The following is a 25,852-nucleotide window of genomic DNA, read 5'->3' on the forward strand; positions in this document are numbered from 1 at the left end:
AAGGTTCGACCATGAAAAGCGCCCACATCGATACCTTCGCCCGCGACCACTTGCCGCCGCTCGATCAGTGGCCGGACCTCGTGTTCGACGCGCCCGAACTGCGGTTCCCGGACCAACTCAATTGCGCCGCCGAGTTACTCGACCGGCAGCTGGAAATCGGCAACGGTGATCGGCTGTGTGTGCAGGCGCCCGGCGGACCACGCTGGACCTATGCCGACTTGAACGAGCACGCCAATCGCATTGCGGCCGTGCTGGTGCAGGACATGGGTCTGGTGCCGGGCAACCGGGTGCTGCTGGATGCCCCGAACAATCCCATGCTGGCAGCGTGCTGGTTCGCGGTGCTGAAGGCCGGCGGCATCGCCGTAACGGCTATGCCGCTGCTGCGGGTCAAGGAACTCACCCAGATCGTCGACAAGGCACGAATCACCCACGCACTCTGCGATTCTGCGCTCGCCGCACGACTCGAAACTGTCGTGGCCGCCTGTCCGACGCTGGACCAGGTGCGCTATTTCAGCAGCACGGCGGCCGACGGCCTCGAAACCCTGATGACCCGCCACGACGGACAATTCGACACGGTCGCCACCGCCGCCGACGACGTCTGCCTGATCGCCTTCACCTCCGGCACCACCGGCGTGCCGAAGGCAACCGTGCATTTCCATCGCGATGTCATGGCGATCTGCCACTGCTTCCCGCAGCACATCCTGCGCCCGGAGCCGGACGACGTGTTCATCGGAAGTCCGCCATTGGCTTTCACTTTCGGGCTCGGCGGATTGCTGCTGTTTCCCATGTCGGTCGGCGCTTCCACGGTGCTGCTCGAACAGGCAGGGCCGCCGCAGCTGCTCGATGCGATCGAGATATTCGGTGCAACAGTGCTTTTCACCGCCCCGACCTCATACCGAATCCTCGCCCGCCACGACCTGCGCGACACCTCGTTGCGCAAATGCGTCTCGGCGGGCGAATCCTTGCCGCCGAGCACCCGCACCCGATGGCGCGACGCCACCGGCATCGAACTGATCGACGGCATCGGCGCCACCGAGATGCTGCACATCTTCATCTCCGCCGACGAAACGCACGCCAGACCCGGCGCGACGGGCAAAGCGGTACCCGGGTACGAAGCACGCGTCGTCGACGAAGACGGAAACACGTTGGCCCCCGGCGAGATCGGCCTGCTCGCGGTGCGCGGTCCGACCGGTTGCCGCTACCTCGCCGATGACCGGCAGACCGTCTATGTGCGCGACGGCTGGAACTACACCGGCGACGCCTACTCCATGGACCCGGACGGCTATTTCCACTATCAGGCCCGCTCGGACGACATGATCGTGTCGTCCGGCTACAACATCGCCGCACCCGAGGTCGAGGACGCGCTGGCCGGGCATTTCGCGGTCGCCGACTGCGCCGTGGTCGGCGTGCCAGACGAGGATCGCGGCCAGATCGTCAAGGCGTATGTGGTGCTGCGCGAGGAGATCGAGACCCGTGACGGAATGGTGGAGGAATTGCAGGACTTCGTGAAACAGACGGTGGCCCCGTACAAGTACCCGAGGGCCATCGCCTTCGTGGACGCGCTGCCGCGCACCCCCACCGGCAAACTGCAACGCTTCCGGCTGCGGGAAATCGGTGCGGTGCACGGCGATTCGGCGGTCACCGCATGAGGATCCTGCAACCGCCGGGCTGGCCACGCCCCCGTGGATACGCGAACGGCATTGCCGCCCGCGGAGAACTGGTGTTCGTGGCCGGCATGATCGGCTGGGACGCCGAGGGCGTGTTCCACTCCGACGACCTCGCCGACCAGGTGCGCCAAACGCTGCTGAACATCGTGGCGGTGCTCGCCGAGGCCGGCGCCGAACCCGCGCACATCGTCCGGATGACCTGGTACGTCACCGATGTCGAGGCCTATGTGCGCGCGTACCGGGAGATCGGGGTGGCCTTCCGCGAGATCATCGGCGGATTCAACGCCGCGATGACCGCCGTCGAGGTGTCCCGCCTCGTCGAGCAGGATGCCAAGGTCGAGATCGAAGTCACGGCCGTGATTCCGGACTCGCCACCGGCCGAGTAGGAGTGAACTCATGGGCGTTGTAGTCGAGACCACGGCGGGATCCGTCGAAGGTCGCACCGACGGTGAGCTTTTCGTCTTCAAGGGCATCCCGTATGCCGCCGCACCGGACGGGGCGCTCCGCATGCAAGCGCCGGTTCCGGTCGCCGGCTGGGACGGTGTGCGGCCCGCCTTCGAATACAGCGTCGCCCCACCGCAATTGCCGTTGACGCCCGGCACGCCACCGCTGTGGCGGCCCGCGGACGGACTCGACTGCCTCAGTGTGAACGTCTGGACGCCGGGTGGTTCCGGTGACCGGTTGCCGGTCATGGTGTGGATCCATGGCGGTGGCTGGAAGGCCGGCTCGTCCAGCGATCCGGCGCACGACGGGGCGATCCTGGCCCGCGGCGGCGTCGTGCTGGTGACGTTCAACTATCGAGTCGGTTTCGAGGGCTTCGGTTTCGTTCCCGGCGCGCCCGCCAATCGCGGCTTCCTCGATCAGACCGCGGCGCTGCGCTGGGTGCACGACAATATCGCCGCGTTCGGCGGCGACCCGGACAACGTCACCCTCTTCGGCGAGTCCGGCGGCGGATTGTCCATCTCCGCCTTGCTGTCCGCGCCCGCCGCGCGTGGACTGTTCCGCCGGGCCATCGTGCAGAGTCCGGCCGCGCGCCTGCTCGTGGTGCCGGAATCGCGACGGATCGCCGAAATCATCGCTGCCGCACTCGGTGTCGGACTCGATGATCTCGCGACGCAGTCGCCGATCGCGCTGCTGTCGGTGCAGGACGAGCCGCTCGCCGCGATGGAGGCCGACCCTGGCGCCTGGACGACGCCGGAGGCGATCACCGCCTTCACTCCCGTCATCGACGGCGTCACCGTGGTGGACAAGCCTTGGCTCGCACTGAGTTCGGGGGTCGCGCGCGACGTCGATCTGATCTCCGGTTCGACGCACGACGAGTTCACCCTGTTCGCGTTGAGTCGCGGGCTGCTGCAACCGAGCGCGTCGGCGATGATCAAAGGACTGCCGACCTTCGCGCGCATGACCGCCCGCGGTTTGCGCCGGCACGGCCTGCCGTCGACTCCGCGCCGGGCCCGGCTGCGCACGGTCGACTTGTCCACTACCGCCGCGCATCTCGGACTTCCACCCTCCGCGCCCGCCGCCTACCGTGCGGCCTACCCCACCTCCACCGACGCGCAGCTCTACACCGTCATGTACTCCGACGCGATGTTCCGCATGCCCGCCATCTGGCTCGCCGAGGCGCACACCGCCGCGGGCGGGCGCAGCCACGTCTACGACTTCACCTGGGCCAGCCCAGCTCTCGGCGGCATCCTCGGCGCCTGTCACGTCGCCGACATCCCGGCCACCCTCGGCAACACCGACAGTCCGCTCGCCACCTTCGTTCTCGGCGGACCCCGGCCACCGGACAGCCTGCTGCGACTATCCGAACAACTCCGCTCCTCCTGGATCTCCTTCGCCACCACCGGAGATCCCGGCTGGCCCGAGTTCACGCCCGATCGATCACTCACCCGGATCTGGAACAGCGAACCCACGGTCGCCGCCGACCCCCTGGCCGCATCACGCCAGATCTGGCAAGGACTCTCCGGCCACTGACCGTTCAGGGGCCGGCTTCGACCTCCGTCTTGAGCTGGTCGGCGGTTTCGCCCAGAAGCGGGATGGTCGCCTCGGGGTCGGGATTGGCCGGGTCGGGCTGGGATGGGACCGGCATGGGCGGGTCGGCGGTGGCGCAATCCACCGTTGCGGCAGGGAGTTTCGCGTCCAGCAGGTAGGCGTTGACCGCGTCGTTGACGCAGGCGTTCACCGGGTCGGCGGCGTAGAGGCCGTGCGCGCCTTCGTTGTGCACGACGATCAGGACGCTGTCGAGGGTCTTGGCCATGGCCCGGCCGTCGACGAGCGAGGTCTGGGTGTCGCCGTCGGACTGAACCACCAGTCCGCGTGGGTATTTCGGTGCGCCGATTTTGACCAGCGGTTCGACCTTGTCGGTGTGAAAGGAGCAGGCGTTGGGACTGAGCTGGCCGACGGTGTTGCCGTACGGGAAAGTGTCTCGGGCCGAACGCATGTCGCGGAAGTAGACCTCCATGTCGGTCGGCCAGTCCCAATCACAGAGCACTGCGGCGTTGACCGCGTCGGACATGTCCTTGTCCTCGTCGTCGCGTTCGGTCACCGCGTCGTCGTCGAGGGCGTCCGCGGTTTGCACGGCGTGCTGGTTGCTCTTGTCCACCTCGGGGCGCGGCGGTGCGCCGTGCACCTCGTCGAGCACGTAGTGCATGCTCTTCGCGAACGACGCCCAGGATTTGCGGTAGCGGGTGAATTCGCCGACGGCGCCGTCGAAGTCGTCGCGAGACTCGAAGCCGCCGACCGGATGTCGGGTGAGGGCCTCGGCGATGGTATCGATGGAGGCGCGCACCGCCGCCGGTGTTGCGCCGAGCTGGAATACCTTGTCGCGCTCGGCCGTCCAGGTGGCCCAGTCCTCGAAGTTCTGCTTGGTCGCGGCGGTATTGTTCACGTCGCCTTCGCGCCAGCTGACCCGTGGATCCATCGAGGAGTCGAGCACATTCCGGTTCAGGTGCCCGGGAAACATCTCCCCGTACACCGCGCCGAGCCAGGTGCCGTAGGAGACGCCGAGGTAATTGATCATGGACTCGCCGAGTTGGCCGCGGATGTTGTCCATGTCGCGGGCGGTATTCATCGTGGTCACATAACGGCGGAACTCGCCGCCGGTTTGCGCGCACGCCGCTTCCTTGGCCTTGGCCTGCTCGACGAGTTGGATCAGGTCGTTGTCGGTGGGCCGACTCTGCGAGGAAACTGGAAAACGGGTTTCATCGATGGGCGCGCAGGCGGCCAGGTTCGTCGATTTGCCCACGCCGCGCACGTCGATGCCGATGATGTCGTAGACCTGCCCGATCGGCTGTTCGGCATAACCGGCCGGCATGGCCAATCCCGCGCCGCCGGGGCCGCCGGGATTGGTGAACAGCACGCCGAGACGTCGTTGCGGATCTTGCGCGCCGGCTCGGCTGATCGCGATATCTATCTGCCCGAGCGCGGGATTGCGGTAATCCATCGGAACCTGCACCGTGGCACATTCCAGGCTCGCGAGTTCTTCGCCTTCGCACGCCGCCCACTGCACACTCGATGCCGGGCGCTCCTGTACCGACGCTTTGACTTCCGGCCGGGGCTGCGGGTCCGATCGACTACAGGCGGGCGCGAAGATCGCGGCCAAAGCGAGCGCCGCAACCAGTACCGCGAGCGGCCCGGTGCTGCCCTCCGGCTGTGGTTGCGCGACGGGTTGCCGAGGCGCGGCCGGGCCGGCCGCACGCCGAGCGATAGCAGCAAAGTTCCTGATTGCCATGATCGACTCCCCTGGTCCCAATCGAAATGAAGGGCACTTGAGCTATCGAATAGCAAACTACACAGGATTGTCGCTGTTCCATTGACGAACACGACAATAGAGCTGATCAGGCGGATACGGGCAACGATTCAGCGTCGTCGAAAGGTGGATAACCGTCGCCGCCGGTTCGTTCGGCCGCATCGATGTAATCGGCGAGGGCGTCACGAGATTGCGTGAGTTTGCCGAGTTGATCGTCCAGTCGTCGCAGCCGGGTCCGCATGGCGGCCAGCAACTCCGGGCACCCGGGCAGCTCCGGGGCCTCGCCGACGGCGCACGGCAGCAGGTAGGCGATGTCCTCGGACGACAACCCGGCGCCGAGCAGGTGCCGGATCTGCTTCACCCGCAGCACCGCGGTCTCGTCGTACTCGCGGTAGCCGTTCGCGCCACGCTCGGCCTCCAGCAGTCCCTGGGCCTCGTAGTAGCGCAATTGATGGGCGTTGACGCGCGTCCGACTACTCAGTTCACCGATCAACATCGAAAACCTCACTTGACCTTCACACCGGTATCAACGTTGATGATGCTGCCATGAACAACGAAACCTCCGTGACAATCATCGGACTCGGGCTGATGGGCCAGGCGCTGGCCGGCGCGTTCCTGAAGGCCGGACATCCGACCACCGTGTGGAATCGCACGCCCGCCAAGGCCGACAACTTGGTGACCGAGGGCGCGCGACTCGCGCCGACACTCGACGACGCGCTCGGATCGAGCCCCTTGACGATCATCTGCCTCACCGACTATCAGGCCGTGCGCGAACTGCTCGACGCGAGCAAGGCCGAGCTGGGCGGCACGACCCTGCTCAACCTGACCTCGGGCAATTCGGCCCAGGCCCGATCCGCCGCGCGCTGGGCCGAGGAGCACGGCGTGCGTTACCTCGATGGCGCCATCATGGCCGTTCCCCCTGCGATCGGGACCGCCGACGCGATGATTCTGCACAGCGGTCCGCAGTCGGTTTTCCAGCAGCACGAGTCGACGCTCGAAGCGCTCGGCACCGTCTCCCACCTCGGCGCGGATCATGGGCTGGCCTCGCTGTACGACGTGGCCGGCCTCGCCATGATGTGGAGCGTGCTGAACGCCTGGTTGCAGGGCACCGCCATGCTCAAAACGGCAGGTGTCGACGCCGCGACGTTCGCGCCGTTCGCCCGGCAGATGGCGGCCGGCGTGGCCGACTGGCTACCCGGTTATGCCGAGCAGATCGACAACGGCGCCTACCCGGCCGAGGTGTCGGCGCTGGAGACAGACGTGCGGGCGATGACGCACCTGATCGAGGAAAGCGAAGCAGTAGGCGTGAACGCCGAGCTACCGAAATTGTTCAAGGCGATCGCCGACCGCGCGATCGCCGCCGGGCACGGTGGCGAGCAGTATCCCGTACTGATCGAAGAATTCACCAAACCCGGAAACTGAGGGGTTAGTTGGTCTTTCGGTCGAGCGACTCGCGGATGGCGGCTTGGGCGGCGTGCGGGAGGGTGTGCATGATTTCGCGGACGCGGTCCTTGCGGCGCAGTACCGCTTGCCGGACCGGCATGCCCGGTTGGGCTTCCATTTGCGGGATGATGCCTTCTACTTCTTCGGCGCCGCCGTGATGATGGCCGGCATCGAACATTGCTTGTTCGCGGGCCATTTGGGCCTCGTCCTTTTCCTCGGACATGCCGATCGGGCCCTGCATGCGGCCGTTGAGGAATTGTTTGACGACGGGTTCGTCGGAGGTGAGCAGGACCTCGCGGGGACCGAACATGACGAGTTGGCGGCGGAACAGCATGCCGATGTTGTCGGGGACGGTGCGGGCCAGGTTGATGTTGTGCGTGACGATCAGGATCGTGGCGTCGATCTGCGCGTTGATATCGATCAGCAACTGGCTCAGATAGGAGGTGCGGACCGGGTCGAGGCCGGAGTCCGGCTCGTCGACCAGGATGATCTGCGGGTCGAGCACGAGCGCGCGGGCGAGGCCGGCGCGTTTGCGCATGCCGCCGGAGATCTCGCCGGGTAGTTTGCCCTCGTCGCCGAGCAGGCCGGTCAGCTCGAGCTTTTCCATGACGATCTGTTTGATCTGCGATTCCGACTTCTTCGTGTGCTCACGAAGCGGGAAGGCGACGTTGTCGTAGAGGGTCATCGAGCCGAACAGCGCGCCGTCTTGGAACAGCACGCCGAAGAGTTTGCGGATCTCGTAGAGCTCCTTGTTGGAGCAGGTGGTGATATCGGTGTCGCCGATATAGATCGACCCGCGTTCGGGGCGGAGCAGACCGATCAATGACTTCAGAAAGACCGACTTGCCGGTACCCGACGGGCCGAGCAGCGCGCTGACCTCACCGTAGGGTAGCGTCAGCGATACGTCCTGCCAGATTCGTTGTGAGCCAAAGGATTTGGTGACACCTTCAGCTCTGACCGCGACGCCCATGCTAGACCTCCATAGATTCCCGACGAGAACCCACCGGCGAGGCGTGAACGTCCCCGACATCTCGTGCTGGACCGTCGATCCACTGTAAACCGAGACGTACCGCGAGGGTCCGGATTCCGTGGACCGAGCCGAAGTTGGGATAACGCACAAACGCGGCATCCGATCGGTCCCCGGGTGCGTTCGAGGTGCAACGCGACGGCCGAGGCGGTGAGCACGGCGGCGGTATAACCGTGCCAGGCCCTCTATGCCGCGTACAACGCCGTCGGGCGGGTGCTCGGCAAGCATTCCGAGATGACCTGCCCGCTGGTTAGTCGCCGCGGAGCCCTAAACGGTGGCCGGTTCCGTGTGCAAGTACGGGGTGATGTTTCGCATCGCGTTCGCTACGTAGGCTTCCTTTTCGCCTACTGGCGCAACGTAATACAGGGCCTCTTCGGCTGCTTCGACGCTTTCCAGGCGCGCGATCATCCAGGCGGCGAGGTAGGGGGAGGCCAGGCAGCCGCCGGCGGTGGCGATGTTGCCTTTGGCGAAGAGGGGCTGGTTGAGGACGTTGACGCCGGCTGCTTGGACCCAGGGTTTGGTGGTCAGGTCGGTGCAGGCGGGGACGCCGTCGAGCAGGCCGAGTTTGGCCAAAACCAGTGTGCCGGAGCACTGTCCGGCCAGGAGTTGGCGGGATGGGTCGAGGCGCAGGCGGGCCATCAGGGTCGGGTCGGCGACCACTTCGCGGGTTTGGCTGCCGCTGCCGACGAGGACCGCGTCGGCGGCGCTTGCTTCTTCCAAGGTGGCCATCGATTCGATGACGACGCCGTTCATCGAGCGGACCCGATGGGCAGGGCTGGCGATCGTGACGCGCCAGTCCGGCTTCTTGATCCGGTTGAGGACGCCGAGGGCGATGAGGGAGTCGAGTTCGTTGTAGCCCTCGAAGGTGAGGATGGCGATATGCATGGCGACGGCCTTTCGAAGGTGTTGCCAGGCACTGTATTGCGGCCGGTTCAATACAATCAAGAAATTGTCATGCATACAATCGGCGGGTGTCTCGATACAAGAGTGTGGTGGATGCGCTGGCGGCCGATATCCGTTCGGGGCGGTTGCCGTCGGGGACGCGCCTGCCGACGCATCGCCGGCTGGCGGCCACCGAGGGAATGGCTTTGGTGACGGCATCGCGGGTCTATGCGGAGCTCGAGGCCATGGGGCTGGTGAGTGGGGAGCCCGGTCGCGGCACCTTCGTTCGGGACCTGGCGGTGCCGCCCAGTTATGGCATCGACCAGGTCGCGACCGCCGCGGACGTGGTGGATCTCAGCTTCAACTATCCGGTGCTGCCCGGTCACGCCGAGCTGCTGCGGCAGGCGTTGCGTCAGCTCGCGTCGTCCGGTGATGTGGAGGCCCTGCTGCGCTATCAGCCGCATGGCGGGCGTCCGCATGAGCGGGACACGGTTGCTCGCCATCTGGAGCAGGCCGGGTTGCCGGTCGATGGTGGTCGAGTGCTGATCGTCAGCGGCGCTCAGCACGGACTGGCGGTGACGGCCATGGCAACGTTGCGGCCCGGGGATGTCGTCGCGGCGGATGCCTTGACCTATCCAGGATTCAAGGTGCTGGCCAACGCGCTTCACCTGGAAGTGGAACCAATCCCCCTGGTGGGCAACGTGTCCGATCTCGACGCCTTCGAGGAGTTGTGCGCGACGAGGCGGGTGCGCGCGGTCTATGCGATGCCGACCATGCACAACCCGTTGGGTTCGGTTACGACAGCGAACCATCGCGAGCAGTTCGTCGAAATCGCGCGACGACACGATCTGCTCATCATCGAGGACGCTGCATACGCCTTCCTGGCCGAGCAGACACCGCCTCCGTTGGCCTCGCTCGCGCCGGAACGGACCGTCTACGTTTCCGGCCTGTCGAAGAATGTCGCGACCGGATTGCGCTTCGGATTCCTCGCGGCCCCAACCGATTTAGTGCCGGCCATCGAGCGGGCGATCCGCGCAACCACCTGGAACACCCCGGCCGTGATGACGGCGATCGCCTGCCGGTGGCTCGAGGACGGCACCGTCGCGCGAATGGAGGAGCAGAAGCGCGACGACGCGAAAGCCCGGCAGGCTATTGCGCGCGACGTTCTGACCGGCCTGCCCTACATCGGCCATCCGTCGTCGTATTTCCTCTGGCTCCCGCTGACCGAGGACGTGCGAGCCGATCAGCTAGCGGCAGCGCTTATGCGCGAACGCATTTCGGTGTCGACGGCGGAACCGTTCGCCACGTCCGCCAATGTCCCGCACGCGATCCGGCTGGCGCTCGGCTCGACGGACCTCGACACGTTGCGTGAAGCTCTGGGCACGGTGAAGCGAGTCGTCGACGAATACACCTACCGCTGAGCTAAATCCGCTCGATGGTCGCGAACCACGCCGGCGCACCGTCGTCGCCATGGAACCTCGTCAGTACCCGATCCGGTTCTATGGCAACGACATTCCATTTGTCGCTGGCTTCGAACACTCCGCCGAGTTCGTCTCGACCGACGGGATGCGGACCGGCATCCGGCCCGACGTCGCTGAAGCACAACACATATAGCGTGCCGCCCTGCTCGGTCGCCGAGGCGAGACTCGCCACATAGCCCGGTCGCTCGTCTTTGTCGCAGGTGTGGAACATCCCGCAGTCCAACAAGGTGCCGAACTTGCGCGCCAAACGCTCCAGTCGAAACGCGTCGGCCACGGCGAATTCGACCTCGATCCCCCGTTCGACGGCGTGCTCTCGCGCGATCGCCAGCGCCGTCTCCGCCACGTCGACACCCAGCACCGAAAACCCCAGCGAGGCAACATAAAGCGTGTTCTCACCAGACCCGCACCCGACATCCAGTACGGCTCCGGCGAATCCGCCTTCCGCCGCCACCCGCACCAGCGCAGGCTGCGGCCGACCGACATCCCACGGCGCAGGCCCGTCCTGATACGACGCGTCCCAGGGCAGCCCGGTCATCCGCTCATGGCTGGTCGGTTGCCGACCACCGAACGGATCATCACTCGACGGCTCCGACACGTCGTCCCCTTCCCGAGACCGACAGGTTTCACCTCATCATGGCACTGCCGCCGCGCTTATTTGACGTATCCGATCCGCTGGTTCATCCAATCACCGAGCCACTGCACCGCGTTGCGGCCGGAGCCGTCCACGACGAGGGATCCGTAGTTCGTGTGCACGCCCGAAGCGACGAAGTTCGCCGCGCTCAGCCCGTCGACGACCAGGTTGACCAGGTTGATGTCGTGGAAGCTGGTCATCTGGCTGAGCGGGGCGGTCAGGTCGTCGAGGGCGACGTCCGGCTGGGCGACCGGGTGGGCCGGCGCGGGGGCGCGCTTGCCGAGCACCGCGGGTGGGGCCGGCTGCGCCTTGCCGCTGAACATGTCGAACGCCACCGACGCCAGGTCGGCGCCGATCGGCAGCAGGCCGGACAGCGCGGCGCCCGCGCCGACCAGGTCGGGGGCCTGGCCGGGTGGCGGGACCACCTTCGCGAGCACCGACCACGCGACGTCTTGGATTCGGGCGACGATGTTCGCCAGCCGCGGGATGTCGACGCCGGACAGGATCGAGGTGACCTTTGCCGCAACCTCGGTGAAGCCCTGCGCGTCCGGGATGAGCGCGAGGATCTGCGAAATCCAGTTCAGGTCAACGCTTCCCACGAGTTCGACCAACGGTTGTAGTTGATTGTTCAGTTCGCCGGCGACCTGGTGGGCGCCCGCGGCGTCCATCGCGACGATCTTCTGCGGCAGCAGCGTGAGATTGCCGAGGATGCCGGGAAAATCGAAGGTCGTGACGTCGGCGGCGACGTCGAGTGCCTGGTCGACCAGCACGCTCGGTTTGAGCAGGGACAGCACACGCGTCGACGATCCCAGGACGTCGGGCGGTGTGGAGGCCAGCGGTGCGACGCGGTCGCGGGCGGCGTGGGCGGCGGCGCGCAGCGAACGGGCCTTGGGCGAGCCGGACGGGACCGTGCTGACTCCGCGGTCCAGCAAGTTGGTCGAGGTGTCGGCGATCGTGCGCACCGCCGACGCGGCGCCCGCGAGGTCGGATTTCCCGGCAATGGTCAGGACCTCGCCCGCGTTGCGCTCGGCGGTGCCATCCGGGGCGGCGAGCAGTCGGGCGGTGGCGGCCGAGTTGGCCGCGCCGGAGTCGATCAGGTCGGCTACCGGGTTGAGGGTGTCCAGCAGTTTGTTCGCGTTGATCCGGACCCGTGCCAGGTCGATCCCGGCGGGAGCGGCGAGGCTCGAGGTCAGGCCGGCGACGGAGGTGGCCAGGCCGGGGAGGTCGCTCTTCGAGAAGTCCGAGGTCAGGGCCGCGGCCAGCGGGAAGCCGGAGTCCGCCGGCGGTGCGCCGCTGAACGCCTTGCTCAGGATCGAGCCCAGCGCTCCGAGCAGTGGGTTGTTGCTCTTCTGGATCGAGCAGTACAGGTCGTGCGGGTCGCAGATCGAGGTGACCCGGCCGGAGAGCTTGCCCATGCCCTGCGGTCGCGGATCGGCGATGCCGGTGCCCGCGGTGCCGGGGCCGACGGCGGATTCGCCCTTGGTGCCTGCGCCCGGGTCGGAGAGCAGGCCGACGGCCAGGACCCGATCCGCGGGGACCGGGCCGCGATCGTTGCCGATCTCGGCGGCGAGGTCGCCCGCGGCGTCGGCGCCTTGGCTGTAGCCGTTGATCGTGAATCTCGTAGTGGGGCAACGGGAGCCGTAGTCCCGCAGGACCGCGTTCGCGTTGTTCAGCGCGGTGCTCTTGCTGTCGGCGTAGGTGTAGCCGTTGTCGAACGCGCGGGCCATGTATGGCGTGAAATAGATTTCGGATCTCGGGCCCTGCTGGCGTTGGATCGCCTCAGCGATCGGCGCGAGCATGCCGACGGGTTGCGCCGGATCGGCCTCCTCGTCGGTCTCCCAGGTGCCGGGGATGAACAGGTTGAATGTCACCGCGCACCCGGACGGTTCCGCTTGCGCGGGCGCGGTGACGGCAGTCGAACCGACGGCAACCCCGACGGTCACCATCGTGGCGACCACATACCGCTTGGACGAACGCATGACTGACACCTGCACCCTCACTACCGAATTCGGTCCGTCGGCCGCACGGACACGCGCATCACCGAGCCGTCCGCCTCGAGGCGAGTGGACCGCGTTGGGGGCTGTTGCCGGGCGAAGTAGCGTGCCGCGCTTCGATATATGGAATTCATGCCGAAGGAGCACCACGCCGATGTGGGCCCTTCGAACGGTCGATCCGGGACTACGGTAAATCAAATTCCCGAACCGTGAACTCTGAGCGGTGTCCTACTTACATACGTTTAGCAGCACTTTCAATCGAACCGGGGGTGTGCGCGCGTTTACCCGAGGGCGAATGGGAGTTTGGTTGCCAGGTCGCCCAATTCGGTGTGCTCCGGGTCGGTGGGGAGTCGGCGGCCGGTGCCGATCAGCAGTGCGTCCTTGTCAGAAATCGACGCGGGAAACGGTGCGCCGGCGATCTTTTCGAGTGTTTCGCGGGCGTGGGACAGGGTTTCGGCCGGCGGGTCGGGGGCGTCGGGGAGGTGGGCGATGAGGTCGAGGTGATGGAGGGTCCATTCCATGACGTATGCACCGAGGTAATCGGCCGTGGTGAGCACGTAGTCCTGGGTGGTGACCCGGGTGTCGGGGTTCGCGAGTACCGCGGCTCGGCCTGCTGCGGCGCCGAGGTCGTCGAGGTGGAGTTTGAGCAGTTCCGGGTGCTGGTATGCGGCGGCGAGGCGGACGATGAGCGCGTCGAGGGGGTCGTCGCCGGTCGGGGGTTCCACGACGTTCCAGTAGGTGACCGCATCGCGGGTGGGTTCTGCTTCGGTGGGCGTCACGAGGGTGATCAAGACGTCCTGTGCGTCGATGATCAAGTGGCACACCAGGTCTCGGATCAGCCAGCCGGTGCAGCCGGAGGGGAGTTGGAAGTCCTGATCCTCGAGGTCGGCGACGGCCGTGCGCAACGCTGTCCATGAGCGTGAGAAGAGATCCACCGCGGAAAGTTAGCAGTGCGGGGGCGTTGGGGCCAGCGGTTTTGCGTGACCGGCAAGGGGATTCAGTGGGGGTTGTGGCGTTGGACTCGGGCGATCGTCCGGTCCATGATCCAAGCCATCAGCCTGGGGGCGACGGCGGAGAGCCAGTGCATCACGCGGCCTGAGCGGGTCGGCACGACCGAGGCTTGGCCACGAGCTGCGCCGATCACCAGGGCTTCTGCGACGGCGGTTGCCGTGATCGGTGTCGAGGAGCTCAAGGCCTGCAACTCAGCCGGTTTCGTGGCGGCCTCGGCGGCCAGTTGCGGGGTATCGACATCGGGCGGCATGACGACGGTGACCGTGACGCCGTGGGGCTTGAGTTCTTGGCGTAGCACTTCACAGAGGGTCCGTACGGCGGACTTGCTCGGGCTGTACGCGCCGTAGCCGAAGCAGGGCAGCACTGCCGCGAGGGACGAGATGACCGTGATGCTGCCGCGCTCACCGGCTCGAAGGTCGGGCAGCGCCGGCTGGATAACATGCAGCGCGCCAAAGTAATTCACCGCCATGTGCCTGACGAAATCGGCGTCGTTCAACCGGTCGAAGTAGTCGGGCTTGGCGATGCCTGCGCACGCGATCACTGCGCCGATATCGCCGTGGCGGGCACGGGCTTTCGCCACGACTGCGTCGATCTGTGCCTTGTTCGTCACGTCGGCGGCGAACACCGCAAGTCGCGGCTCGGACTCCGCGAAGGCCGAAAGACGTTCCAGTCCTGCATCTTCGAGCGCGAGGACGCTGACCCGACCACCGGCCGCCAGCGCCAACTCGGTCACCGCCAGCCCGATACCGCTGGTTCCGCCGGTGATCACGACGTGGCGATCACTCCAGTACCGCACGACATCGGCAGGCAAGGCGCGCTCGGCGTCCGGCTGCGAAAGGTCCGCACGGCTCCAGAAGAGCTGCGGGCCTGCATAATCCGGCGACGATCCGTCACGACCGGTCAAGTGGAGAGGCTGAGACATGGCGGGCACTTCCTTCCGTCACGATCCCCGGCAACCACCGGGCGTCTCAATCAGGTTGGACGACCACCCTCAAGGAAATGCCAAGCCGACCGCAAAGCCGCGTAAGAATCCGAACCCACCCCCTCACCCCAAATTCTTACCCACCTTTGCCACCACCCCACCCTCCCTCTGACATCCGCCGCGCAGGCTATCTGAGCCCACCCACCGAACCCTCTGGGAGAACCCACATGCCCCCATTCCTCCAGCTCATCGTCCTACTCAACCTCCTCAACCAGTTGACCGGCTTCGTCAGCGGCGGCGGGCCTGTATCCGGCACCGCGATCACCGGCTGACGTTTGCGCGATTGCCGAATCGAGCCGCCTAGGTCGGACCTCCAGCACCGCAGGTTGCCGTGCTGGAGGTTCGACTGCGCGGGGGTTTGGTCTGCGTGTAGAAACGGGGGTGGGTGTACCTGATTGGACGGGGTCGAGTATGTGGAAGATCTGTCGGACGTGTGCGGTCGAGCATGAGGGTGGGGCGCTGGTGTGCCGTATCTGTGCCGATGAGCGGCAGTGGGTGCCTGCGGAGGGGCAGCTGTGGGTGACGCTGGAGAAGCTGGTTGCGGACGGGCACCGGGTGGAGGTGCGGGAGTTGGAGCCGGATATGTTCGGCGTGACGGTGGAGCCGGAGGTCGGCATCGGGCAGGAGTCGCATTTGGTGCGGACGCCTGCGGGGAACGTGCTGTGGGATCTGACCGGTTATGTGGATGAGGATGCGGCGCGGCGGGTGCGCGAGCTCGGCGAGGTCGTTGCGATCGTGCCCAGTCATCCGCATCATTACGGCGTTCAGGTGGAGTGGAGTCGGTTGCTCGGCGGGGTGCCGGTGTACGTCCCGGAGTCGGATCTGCAATGGGTCGCGCGGCCGGATCCGGTGATTCGGTCGTGGTCTGGTCGGCTCGAGTTGTTGCCGGGTATCACCGTGCGTCAGTTGGGCGGGCACTTCGCGGGCAGTTCGGTCCTGCACTGGGCTGCGGGTGCCGAGGGCAAGGGTGTGTTGTTCAGTGCGGACACGATCCAGGCCAATCCGGACCGTAAAACCGTCGCCTTCATGCGCAGCTACCCCAACCGCATTCCGCTGTCGGCCGCGGTGGTCGATCGGGTCACGACGACCGCCGAAGAGTTCGAATTCGACCGTCTCTACGACAATTTCGGTAAGACCATCGATACCGATGCCCGCGCGATCATTCGCCGGTCGGCCGATCGCCACATCGGCTGGGTACGTGGCGATTTCGATCATCTGACCTGAGATTCACACGGTGATCCCCAGCACGGCGCAGATCATTCGACCAGGCTCGTAGATGCCGGTGCGTTCTCCTCGGCGCCGATTTGGGTCCGGAGGTCCAGGATCGCCTCGTATTCGCCCAACTGGTCGGCGAATACGTCGAGTCCGTGCAGGAGGCGGATCAGGTCGCCGCCGTTGAATCGCATCCCTTTGGCGAGCGCGACTATTGCGCTGGGTGAGTGCGGGTAGCCGTCCGCGCGGGCCACGAGGTATCCCCGGACGATGGATTCGAATTCAGCATCGGCCGCGCTTGACATCAATCAAGTTTGCGACCGGTGAAATGGGCGGACAAGTCATCCGAACGACCGACACCGGGCTCAGCTGCGGCGGCCGATTTCCTTGGTGAGCGCGATGACGTCGGTCAGCGATTTCGGCGACTCGTTGCATTCATCCGTACTGATGCTCTTGGTGGTGCCGTCGCGATAGGTGACGGTCACCGCGTACTGGTAGGAGTCGCGGCAGTCGTTCGGACCGGTGTAGGCGTCGGTGAGCGTGCGGAAGTCCGGGGCGGCGACCAGGTCGAACAACGAGCCGCGGCGCGGGTTGTCCACCGTCTCGTCGACGGTATAGACCTGGTTGACGCCGGCGAAGCCGCCGGTCTGATTCACCTCGACACTGGTGGCCGCCGCCGGAGTTTCGGGCGCGGAATGACTTTCGCCCGTGCCGCCGCAGGCTGCCGTCGCGAGCAGCAGCGCAACGACCACGGCGGACAGGAACAGCGGTTGCGCGAGACCGCGGCGGTACCGAGAGTCGCTCATAGACGCACAGTATCGGCGCGGGCAGTTCGGCACAATGCCGCTGCTCCCCAGTTGCTTCGGGCTTGCCCGGAGTCAAGACGCAATGCCACCGCCGCTGCGGGATCGCAGAATTCGCTGCGCGCCGGTCAGTGCCGCGGCGCCGAGCACATCCTCCAATTGTTCCCAACGGCTGACCAAGTCGGCGAGCATCATCATCATGACGTCGGGGAAGGCGTAGAGGAACGTCTTGTAGCGGTAGTGGTCGAGGTAGTAGAGCCGGACCGGCGTGACGGCGGTGACGGAACTCGTTCTGGCGTCGAAGAACAGGTCGTGGCTGCCGAGGACGGCGCCGCGGGTGAGCCCGGCGCGGTCGTAGACGCCGCCGAAGTCGACCTCCACCTCGCCCTCGGCGACCACGTAGACGCCGTGCGCGGAGTCGTCCTCGCGGCAGACGGGATCGCCTGGGGCGTAGGTGAGTTCGTCGAACATCGAGGCCAGGGTTTCGAGGTCGGCGTCGACCAGGGGCGCGAACAGGCGCACGCCGAAGGGGTCGACGCCGGCGGCGAGGCAGGCGACCCGTTCGCGCAGGCTCTCGAAACCGAGGTGGCTCATGCGCATTCGGGCGAAGCGTTTCATCCGGTCGATGTCGCGCCGTTGTCTACGTGAGGTTTCCGTGCTCGGTGGGCTGTAGAGCGACGGGTCGTCGGCGATGCGGGCCGCTTCGCGGAGGCCCGATTCGTATCCGCTGTGCACGCAACCCCAGTGGTAGCTGTTGGTCGCCTCGCCTGCGAAGAACAGGCGGTCGCCTACTGGTTCGGCGAGGGTGTCGAGGTCGCGTGGGGAAGCGTCGACGCCGATGCAGGCGTAGGAGCCGTGCGCGTAGGGGTCCGATGACCATGCGGTCCTGGAAATGTGTTCGGGTGCTGGGCTTTCCGATCCGAAGATGTCGCGTACGACGGTTGTCGCGTAGTCGCCGACCTTCTCGTCTGTCCACGTTTCCATGGCGCGGCCGAGCGATGCGCCGAGCAGGATCACCAGGATCGGTTTGCCGTGTGACTTCCACATGCTGATGACCACGGTGGGATAGCTGTCGGTCTCGCGGCAGAGGTAGCCGAAGACGTATTGGTCTGCGGGCCAGAATCGTTCGTCGTAGTGCAGGGCTATCTTGTTGAGGGTGCCGAAGCCGAGTCGTTCGATGGCGTGGCGTTTCACCTCGGGCAGTGGTGGGCGGAAGTCGATTTCGTTTGCTTTGAGCACGCCCAGTGGCACGGTGACCAGCACTTTGTCGGCTTCGTAGACTCCCCTATTGGTCGCCACTCGCACTGAGCCATCGCTGGTATCGATCTGCTGCACAACGGTTTCCAGTTCGATGGTCAGGTCCTGGGCAAGCGCGTCCACCACGGCCTGATAACCGAGATGCAGGACGCTGTCTCCGTACCCGTAGACGCGGTAGCCGTCCTCCCAATATTTGAACGACAGTCCGCCGGGGTCTTCGGCGACGTCTTCGCGCAGGATCACGTTGAGGTGGTAGCGGACGGCTTGTTCGTCAGCGTAACTGTAAGCCGCCTCGGCGAGAATCTCGTCGACCACCGCAACGAGCGGTCTATCCGGATCGTCACGGCGGCGGGCAATTTCGGCGCGTTGTTCGAGTTCGTGCAGAACTTTGTCGGCGAGTTCCAGCGTGCGACTCTTGACCATTGCAGGAGTGACCTGCCGATCGGGGCCGAATAGAGTCAGGCTGTCGAATCCACCGGTGTAGGAACTGTCACCACCGACATAACTGAACGGAATTTCGAGCTGCTCCACCAATTCGGTGAGCGGATTACCTTCGGTCCCATGAATCCAATGCGCGCCGAGGTCGACACCTTCACCGTCGGTCCAGATCCGACCACCGACCCTGGCCCGCGCCTCCAGCACGGTCACCGGATGCCCACGCTTCCGAAGTGCCTGCGCAGCAGCCAATCCCGAGATCCCCGCCCCCACCACCAGAACACTCGACGGCACCACCCCATCGACCAGCATCTGCCCCGCCCGCGCGGGCTCCGAGTCATTGTTCGACGCAAGATCACTCGGTGGTTCCATCGTGACAGTATCCGGGAATCACATTGCGACCCAACGAGTATTTATCAGATCGTAAACCACCCAATCGACCATTTCTGAACTCAGAAACAGACAACGCCCAATTTAAGTTCATACACCACGGAACTCGATATGGACGATTCGAGTGTTCTCGTCACGTTCGTCGACCACAACATCGCGAAGCATGACCTTTCCCGCCGGCGATGTGAACCACTCCTGCGCGCGTCGAACACTCGGCGACGTCGCCAAGTCCGGGCCGGCAATCGTCGTGGTCAGATACGGCGGAATGTCCCTTGCGAACGGGGGCGTGAACCGAGACTGCGCCAGTATCGAGGACAAGTCCGTAGGCGACATCTCAGCCGCGATCTGATACTTCCGGTCGCGCACGATCTCCTTCCGGACCAGGAGCACCTTCGCGTCCGCCGGTAATACCCAACCGCCGTACTCGACCGCTTCCCGCACCAGCTCAGGACTGCTCGACGCCTCCACCTCCGGCGCCGCTGCGCGATCGATAACGCTGTCGCACCCAGCTCCGGCCAACGACACCACAACCAACAGCGTCAAGACCCGGACCGTCCGCCACCGTCTACTCATCGAACAACATCATCGCCCGGAGGGTCTACGACTGCCCACTCGACTCGGCCGCCCAGAACATCGCGGGCATCGCACGCCTGCCGTCACCGTGACGAATCACCTACCGCGAGGGCTGCGGCGCAGTCGTCCACGGTGATGCGGTTCTCCGTACCGGCAAGGGTGACGAACAGCGTGAGCCGCCGCCCGCAACATCCGCGCACCCCGCGCTGCGGCGATATCGGCGGCCAGCTCCAGCACGGCCGTCTTGCCGCCGACCGGATCCCCGCGAACAACCAATACCGGCTGGTCACCGCCCTGTCCGAGGACGAACGCCGCGATCAGATCGCGCTCGACTTTCCGGCCGATCAACACGGCAACCCCAATCCCCTGTTCGATCGGACTCCGCGCTCGGCTAACGCCGCCGCCGAACAGAAATACAACCTCTTCGCACCATGATCGCCCCTCCGTTCCAGGCCCACGAGACGAATCTGCGATCGAAGGTCGATACTGTTTGTACGCAATGTGATTCATCCGCCGTGACCGGCCCCCGGCCCGACGCACAAGTCACATGCCGGACCCGCTGGCGATAGGCAATTTCACGCTACGGGCCGGTAACACCCGTTCGCTGTGCACATATTTGGATAAGAGGTGCACACTACGCGGGACCGAGAGTTGCAACCCCTCGCCCGTCGTCCGGGCCAGCGCTCAGGAGAGGAAGGAGTCGGCGAGTGTTCAGCCGCATCGCCATCGTGAACCGGGGAGAGGCCGCTATGCGCCTCATCCACGCCGTCCGAGATTTGGCCGCGGCAACCGCGCGTCCGATCGAAACCGTCGCCCTGTACACCGACGTCGACCGGAACGCGACGTTCGTGCGCGAGGCCGACATCGCCTATGACCTCGGCCCCGCGTCCGCGCGTCCGTATCTGGACCTGAAAGCGCTCGAACAGGCGCTGGTCGCGACCGGTGCCGACTCGGCATGGGTCGGTTGGGGTTTCGTCGCGGAAGATCCGGCGTTCGCGGAGCTGTGTGAGCAGATCGGCGTCACCTTCATCGGACCGAGCCCGGATGCCATGCGCAAGCTCGGCGACAAGATCGGCGCGAAGCTGATCGCCGAAGAGGTCGGCGTGCCGGTCGCGCCGTGGAGCCGCGGCGCGGTCGAGACCGTGGAAGCCGCCATGACCGCCGCCGCCGAGATCGGCTACCCGCTGATGCTCAAGGCGACCGCCGGCGGTGGCGGGCGCGGTATCCGCGTGGTCACCAACGACGCCGACCTGGTCGACGCCTACGAGCGCACCCGGCAGGAAGCCGCGCGCGCGTTCGGCAGCGGCGTCGTGTTCCTGGAGCGCCTGGTCACCGGCGCCCGGCACGTCGAGGTCCAGGTGATCGCGGACGGCCAGGGCACGGCGTGGGCGCTCGGCGTCCGAGACTGCTCGGTGCAGCGCCGCAACCAGAAGGTCATCGAGGAATCGGCGTCGCCGGTGCTCAGCGCCGAGCAGGCCGCCGAGCTCAAGGCCTCGGCCGAGCGGCTCGCGATCGCGGTCGGTTACCGCGGCGCGGCGACCGTCGAGTTCCTCTACCACCCCGGCGACCAGCTGTTCGCCTTCCTCGAGGTGAACACCCGCCTCCAGGTCGAGCACCCGATCACCGAGTACACCACCGGTTTCGACCTGGTCCGGGCGCAGCTGCACGTGGCCTCCGGCGGCCGGCTCGAGGGCGACATGCCCATCGAGCGCGGGCACGCCATCGAGGCCAGGCTCAACGCCGAAGACCCCGACCGCGACTTCGCCCCGGCCCCTGGCCGCATCGCGCGACTGAACCTGCCCGCCGGGCCGGGCATCCGCGTCGACACCGGCGTCAGCGAAGGCGACACGATTCCGGCCGACTTCGACTCGATGATCGCCAAGATCATCGCCTACGGCAGCGACCGGGAGCAGGCGCTCGGCCGACTGCGCCGCGCGGTCGCGCAGACCCGGGTGATCATCGAGGGCGGCGCGACGAACAAGAGCTTCGTGCTCGACCTGCTGAACCAGCCCGAGGTGATCGACGCCAGCGCCGACACCGGCTGGATCGACCGGGTCCGCGCCGAGGGTCGTCTCGTTTCGCACCGGCACTCCGCCATCGCGCTCGCCGCGGCGGCCATCGACGCCTACGAGGAAGACGAGCGCGCGGAAGAGCATCGACTGCTCTCCACCGCGTCCGGCGGACGTCCGCAGGTCCAGCACGAGAGTGGCCGGCCGCTCGACCTCAAGCTGCGCGGCGCGAGCTACCGGGTGCGCGTCGCGCGCATCGGTGCGCACCGGTTCCGCATCGGCATCGAGGCGGCGGGCGATATCCGCACCGCCGACGTCGATCTCGAGCGTTTCGACCGGCACACCGGGCAGATCATGGTCAACGGCACCCGCTATCGCCTGACCACCGGCACGCACGGGCCGGTCCACCTCGTCGATGTCGACGGCGTGACCCACCGGATCAGCCGGGACGAGGGCGGCGTCGTGCGCTCCCCCGCGCCCGCGCTGGTCGTCGCGACCCCGCTCGAGGTCGGCGCCGAGGTCGAGGCCGGCGCGCCGATCCTGGTGCTGGAGAGCATGAAGATGGAAACGGTGCTGCGTGCGCCGTTCAAGGCGCGGGTCAAGGAATGCGCCGTATCCGTCGGCAGCCAGGTGGAGACCGGTGCGCCGCTGATGTGGCTCGAGCCGCTCGGCGACGGGGACGAAGCCGAGGCCGAAGCCGCGGTCGGGTCGGTCGAGCTGGACCTGCCGGTCGGGCCCGCCCAGATCCAGCCGCACGAGCGCACTACCCGCGGCCAGGAAGATCTGCGCAGCCTACTGCTCGGTTACGACGTCGACCCGCACGACGACAGCCGGGTGCTCGGCGATTACCTCACCGCGCGCCGAGCCGCCCTCGCCGACGGCCGCCGGCCGCTCGCCGAGGAACTCGAGCTCATGGAGGTGTTCGCCGACCTCGCGGAGCTGAGTCAGAACCGTTCGTCCGAGGACGACGGCAACCACAGCCACGTGCACAGCCCGCGCGAGTACTTCCACACCTACTTGCAGAGCCTCGACGTGGAACGGGCCGGTCTGCCGGAGTCGTTCCAGGCCAAGCTCTCCAACGCGCTGCGTCACTACGGCGTGACCGAGCTGGATCGCACCCCGGAACTCGAAGCCGCGGTCTTCCGGATCTTCCTCGCCCAGCAGCGCCCGTCCGACACCGTCACCGTGATCACCACGCTGCTGCGCGAATGGCTGCAGGAGCCGATGCCGGATCGTGCGCTGCGCGAGCCGGTCGGCCTGGCCCTGGAGCGGCTCGTCGCGGCCACCCAGGTCCGCGTCCCGGTGATCGCCGACCTCGCGCGTGGCCTGGTCTACGCCTGGTACGGCCAGCCGTTGCTGCGGCGCAACCGCGCCAGGGTCTACACCAACATCCGCAAGCACCTGCGCTACCTGGACGCGCACCAGGGCCCGCCGGACCGGGCCGAGCGCATCTCCGAGATGGTGCGCAGCACCGAGCCGCTGGTGCGGCTGCTCGGGCAGCGACTGGTCCGCGGCAACCGGGACAACACGGTCATGCTGGAGGTGCTGACCCGCCGGTACTACGGCAACAAGGGCCTCAGCGACGTGCACACCCGCGAGGTGGCCGGCTGCACCTTCGTGATCGCCGAACGCCGTGGCCTGAGCCTGGTTTCGGCGGCCGTGCGGTTCGACGCGCTCGACACCGTGCTGAACGGCCTCACCGAACTGGCCAGGGGCGGCGCCGCGTCCATCGACGCCGATATCTACCTCAGCTGGGAGAAGCAGCCCGCGGACTTCGACGCGATGGCGTCGGCGTTGCACGAGGTGCTCGGCGGGTATCCGCTGCCGAGCCAGGTGCACCGGATCACCGTCGCGGTCGCGGGTAGCGGCGGCGCGGTCATGCACCACCACTTCACCTTCCGTCCGTCGGCCACCGGTATGGCCGAGGAGCGACTGATCCGCGGCCTGCACCCGTACATCGCACAGCGGATGCAGATGCAGCGGCTGCGCAAGTTCGACCTCACCCGCTTGCCGTCCTCGGACGACGAAGAGGTGTACCTGTTCCGCTGCGTCGCCAAGGAGAACCCGTCCGACGAGCGCCTCATCGCGTTCGCCCAGGTGCGGGACCTGGCCGCGCTGCGGGAGCAGGACGGCAGGCTGCTCGCGCTGCCGACCGCCGAGATCGCCATCGCGACCTGTCTCGACTCGATCCGCCGGGCGCAGTCGATGCGGCCGTCGGCGAATCGGTTCAACACCAACCGCATCGTGATGTACATCTGGCCGCCGATCGACGTCACCCCGGCCGAGCTGGAGACGGTCGTGCGGCACGTGCGCCCGACCACCGCGGGCGCCGGGCTGGAAGAGATCCTGCTCATCGCGCGTCAGCGTGACCCGAAGTCCGGCGAGCTGACCAAGGTCGCCGTGCGCATCGGGTTCGACGCCACCGAGGTCACCGTCGGTGAACGCACCGACGACGTGATCGAGCCGCTCGACGAGTACCGGCAGAAGGTGCTCCGGGCCAGCAGCCGCGGCACCGTCTACCCGTACGAATTGACCGGCCTGCTCGGCGAATTCGACGAGTACGACCTCGCGCCCGACTACACGCTGGTGCCGGTCGACCGGCCGAAGGGACACAACACCGCGGCGATCGTCGCCGGTGTGGTCAACACGCCGACCGCGCAGTACCCGGAGGGCATCAGCCGGGTGGTGCTGCTCGGCGATCCGACGAAATCCCTTGGCGCGCTGTCGGAACCGGAGTGCCGCCGGATCATCGCGGCCCTGGATCTCGCGGAGCAGATGCAGGTGCCGCTGGAGTGGTACGCGCTGTCCTCCGGCGCGCGGATCTCCATGGAGTCCGGCACCGAGAACATGGACTGGGTGGCGGCCGCGCTCAAGCGGATCGTCGAATTCACCCAGGACGGGCGCGAAATCAACATCGTGGTCGCGGGCATCAACGTCGGCGCGCAGCCGTACTGGAACGCCGAAGCGACGATGCTCATGCACACCAAGGGCATCCTGGTGATGACGCCGGACTCCGCGATGGTGCTCACCGGCAAGCAGGCGCTGGACTTCTCCGGTGGCGTGTCGGCCGAGGACAACTTCGGCATCGGCGGCTACGACCGCGTGATGGGCCCGAACGGCCAAGCCCAGTACTGGGCACCGGATCTGGCCGCGGCCCGCGACGTGCTGATGGCGCACTACGACCACACCTACATCGCACCCGGCGAGCAGTCGCCGCGACGGTCGCAGACCACCGATCCCGCCGATCGCGACATCTCCGACTTCCCGCACATGTTGGCGGACAGCGACTTCCGGACCGTCGGCGAGATCTTCTCCGCGGCCGCCAACCCGGATCGCAAGAAGCCCTTCGATATTCGGTCCGTCATGCGCGCGGTGTCCGACCAGGACCACGCGGTGCTGGAGCGCTGGGCGGGCATGGCCGACGCCGAGACCGCGGTGGTGCAGGACGCGCACCTCGGCGGTATTCCGGTGTGCCTGTTGGGCATCGAATCCCGCGGCGTGCCGCGGCGTGGCTTCCCGGCCACCGACGGACCGGACACCTACACCGCGGGCACCCTGTTCCCGCAGTCGTCGAAGAAGGCGGCGCGGGCAATCAACGGGGCCAGTGGAAATCGGCCGCTGGTCGTGCTGGCCAACCTGTCCGGCTTCGACGGCTCGCCCGAGTCGATGAAGAAGTTGCAGCTGGAGTACGGCGCCGAGATCGGCCGGGCGATCGTGAACTTCCAAGGGCCCATTGTGTTCTGCGTGATCTCGCGGTACCACGGTGGCGCGTTCGTGGTGTTCTCGAAGCAGCTGAACCCGAACATGACCGTGCTCGCGCTGGAGGGTTCGTTCGCCTCGGTGCTCGGTGGCGCTCCCGCCGCCGCGGTCGTGTTCGCCGGTGATGTCAACCGGCGCACCGCGAGTGACTCGCGGGTGCGGGAGCTGGCGGCGCGGGCGGCGAACGCCTCCGGCACCGACCGCGCGACGCTCACCGCCGAGCTCGACGAGACCAGGTCGTCGGTGCGCACGGAGAAGCTGAGCGAGGTCGCCGCGGAATTCGACAAGGTGCACAACATCCACCGCGCGGTCGAGGTCGGTTCGGTCGACGCCGTGATCAGCGCCGCCGAGCTGCGGCCGCGGATCATCGAGGCGATCGAGGCGCGTCTGGGCTGATTGATAACCGCGCGCGGTCGCGTGCGGTAAACGGAGGGCGGGGACCAGTATTGGTCCCCGCCCTCCGGCGTTTCCCGGCCGAATGCGACGAAAGTCTCGCAGCCGATGGGCGCGATTCTGAGTACGGTCGAAATCGAAGGGGTTCGGGAGAG

Annotated in this window: 20 protein-coding genes; 8 read left to right on the top strand and 12 right to left on the bottom strand. The window is 66.6% G+C overall.

Annotation, left to right across the window (positions count from 1 at the left end; translation table 11 throughout):
* The first annotated feature begins 11 nt into the window (after positions 1-11).
* The 3 genes from AB0M22_RS30935 to AB0M22_RS30945 are packed head-to-tail and all read left to right on the top strand — an operon-like array spanning position 12 to position 3,641.
* Positions 12-1,649: an AMP-binding protein gene (locus tag AB0M22_RS30935; RefSeq protein ID WP_364734428.1), complete on the top strand. Its 1,638-nt coding sequence runs from the start codon at positions 12-14 to the stop codon at positions 1,647-1,649.
* Entirely contained in the window at positions 1,646-2,053 is a 408-nt protein-coding gene (locus AB0M22_RS30940) for a RidA family protein (protein ID WP_364734430.1), read from the top strand. The genes AB0M22_RS30935 and AB0M22_RS30940 overlap by 4 nt, the downstream gene beginning before the upstream one ends.
* A gap of 10 nt (positions 2,054-2,063) precedes the next feature.
* Complete coding sequence (locus tag AB0M22_RS30945; protein WP_364734432.1) at positions 2,064-3,641, top strand: carboxylesterase family protein; 1,578 nt, start codon at positions 2,064-2,066, stop codon at positions 3,639-3,641.
* A gap of 4 nt (positions 3,642-3,645) precedes the next feature.
* On the opposite strand, the gene AB0M22_RS30950 is transcribed toward AB0M22_RS30945, so the two are convergent.
* Positions 3,646-5,397, bottom strand: a complete 1,752-nt coding sequence (locus AB0M22_RS30950; protein ID WP_364734434.1) for an alpha/beta fold hydrolase — start codon at positions 5,395-5,397, stop codon at positions 3,646-3,648.
* A gap of 106 nt (positions 5,398-5,503) precedes the next feature.
* Complete coding sequence (locus tag AB0M22_RS30955; protein ID WP_364734436.1) at positions 5,504-5,911, bottom strand: MerR family transcriptional regulator; 408 nt, start codon at positions 5,909-5,911, stop codon at positions 5,504-5,506.
* Positions 5,912-5,961: 50 nt separating this feature from the next.
* Between AB0M22_RS30955 and AB0M22_RS30960 the strand changes: the two genes are divergently transcribed.
* Positions 5,962-6,837, top strand: a complete 876-nt coding sequence (locus tag AB0M22_RS30960) for an NAD(P)-binding domain-containing protein (protein WP_364734438.1) — start codon at positions 5,962-5,964, stop codon at positions 6,835-6,837.
* Positions 6,838-6,841: 4 nt separating this feature from the next.
* Here AB0M22_RS30960 and AB0M22_RS30965 read toward each other — a convergent pair whose 3' ends face one another.
* A complete protein-coding gene (locus tag AB0M22_RS30965) occupies positions 6,842-7,828 on the bottom strand; it encodes an ABC transporter ATP-binding protein (protein WP_364734440.1) in 987 nt (328 codons plus the stop codon).
* A gap of 324 nt (positions 7,829-8,152) precedes the next feature.
* Entirely contained in the window at positions 8,153-8,770 is a 618-nt protein-coding gene (locus AB0M22_RS30970) for a DJ-1/PfpI family protein (RefSeq protein ID WP_364734442.1), read from the bottom strand.
* A 107-nt stretch (positions 8,771-8,877) separates the two neighbouring features.
* On the opposite strand from AB0M22_RS30970, the gene AB0M22_RS30975 reads away from it, so the two are divergent.
* Entirely contained in the window at positions 8,878-10,188 is a 1,311-nt protein-coding gene (locus AB0M22_RS30975; protein ID WP_364734444.1) for a PLP-dependent aminotransferase family protein, read from the top strand.
* Between the two features lies 1 nt (position 10,189).
* Here AB0M22_RS30975 and AB0M22_RS30980 read toward each other — a convergent pair whose 3' ends face one another.
* The 4 genes from AB0M22_RS30980 to AB0M22_RS30995 form a co-directional block, all read right to left on the bottom strand.
* Positions 10,190-10,783 carry a class I SAM-dependent methyltransferase gene (locus AB0M22_RS30980; protein ID WP_364735139.1) on the bottom strand — a complete coding sequence of 198 codons (594 nt, stop codon included), beginning with the start codon at positions 10,781-10,783 and terminating at the stop codon, positions 10,190-10,192.
* 116 nt (positions 10,784-10,899) lie between these two features.
* On the bottom strand, positions 10,900-12,858 hold the full coding sequence (locus AB0M22_RS30985) for a cutinase family protein (RefSeq protein ID WP_364734446.1): 1,959 nt from the start codon (positions 12,856-12,858) through the stop codon (positions 10,900-10,902).
* Positions 12,859-13,154: 296 nt separating this feature from the next.
* The gene (locus AB0M22_RS30990; protein WP_364734448.1) at positions 13,155-13,808 is read right to left on the bottom strand and encodes a maleylpyruvate isomerase N-terminal domain-containing protein; all 654 of its coding nucleotides are present in this window, start codon (positions 13,806-13,808) and stop codon (positions 13,155-13,157) included.
* Positions 13,809-13,870: 62 nt separating this feature from the next.
* A complete protein-coding gene (locus AB0M22_RS30995) occupies positions 13,871-14,788 on the bottom strand; it encodes an SDR family NAD(P)-dependent oxidoreductase (protein WP_364734450.1) in 918 nt (305 codons plus the stop codon).
* Between the two features lie 540 nt (positions 14,789-15,328).
* Here AB0M22_RS30995 and AB0M22_RS31000 point away from each other — a divergent pair.
* On the top strand, positions 15,329-16,090 hold the full coding sequence (locus tag AB0M22_RS31000) for a hydrolase (RefSeq protein WP_364734452.1): 762 nt from the start codon (positions 15,329-15,331) through the stop codon (positions 16,088-16,090).
* 32 nt (positions 16,091-16,122) lie between these two features.
* On the opposite strand, the gene AB0M22_RS31005 is transcribed toward AB0M22_RS31000, so the two are convergent.
* The 4 genes from AB0M22_RS31005 to AB0M22_RS31020 form a co-directional block, all read right to left on the bottom strand.
* The gene (locus tag AB0M22_RS31005) at positions 16,123-16,383 is read right to left on the bottom strand and encodes a hypothetical protein (RefSeq protein ID WP_364734454.1); all 261 of its coding nucleotides are present in this window, start codon (positions 16,381-16,383) and stop codon (positions 16,123-16,125) included.
* Positions 16,384-16,443: 60 nt separating this feature from the next.
* On the bottom strand, positions 16,444-16,884 hold the full coding sequence (locus AB0M22_RS31010) for a protealysin inhibitor emfourin (protein WP_364734456.1): 441 nt from the start codon (positions 16,882-16,884) through the stop codon (positions 16,444-16,446).
* 72 nt (positions 16,885-16,956) lie between these two features.
* Positions 16,957-18,945 carry an FAD-dependent oxidoreductase gene (locus AB0M22_RS31015; RefSeq protein ID WP_364734458.1) on the bottom strand — a complete coding sequence of 663 codons (1,989 nt, stop codon included), beginning with the start codon at positions 18,943-18,945 and terminating at the stop codon, positions 16,957-16,959.
* A 108-nt stretch (positions 18,946-19,053) separates the two neighbouring features.
* Positions 19,054-19,491 (bottom strand): hypothetical protein, encoded by a 438-nt coding sequence (locus AB0M22_RS31020; RefSeq protein ID WP_364734460.1) that lies wholly within the window; start codon positions 19,489-19,491, stop codon positions 19,054-19,056.
* Positions 19,492-19,707: 216 nt separating this feature from the next.
* On the opposite strand from AB0M22_RS31020, the gene AB0M22_RS31025 reads away from it, so the two are divergent.
* Positions 19,708-19,971 (top strand): hypothetical protein, encoded by a 264-nt coding sequence (locus tag AB0M22_RS31025; protein WP_364734462.1) that lies wholly within the window; start codon positions 19,708-19,710, stop codon positions 19,969-19,971.
* Between the two features lie 272 nt (positions 19,972-20,243).
* Positions 20,244-25,700, top strand: coding sequence for a carboxyl transferase domain-containing protein (locus tag AB0M22_RS31030; RefSeq protein ID WP_364734464.1), 5,457 nt, complete (start codon positions 20,244-20,246; stop codon positions 25,698-25,700).
* Positions 25,701-25,852 lie beyond the last annotated feature (152 nt).

This window comes from Nocardia sp. NPDC051756, from assembly GCF_040681495.1.
GTDB lineage: Bacteria > Actinomycetota > Actinomycetes > Mycobacteriales > Mycobacteriaceae > Nocardia.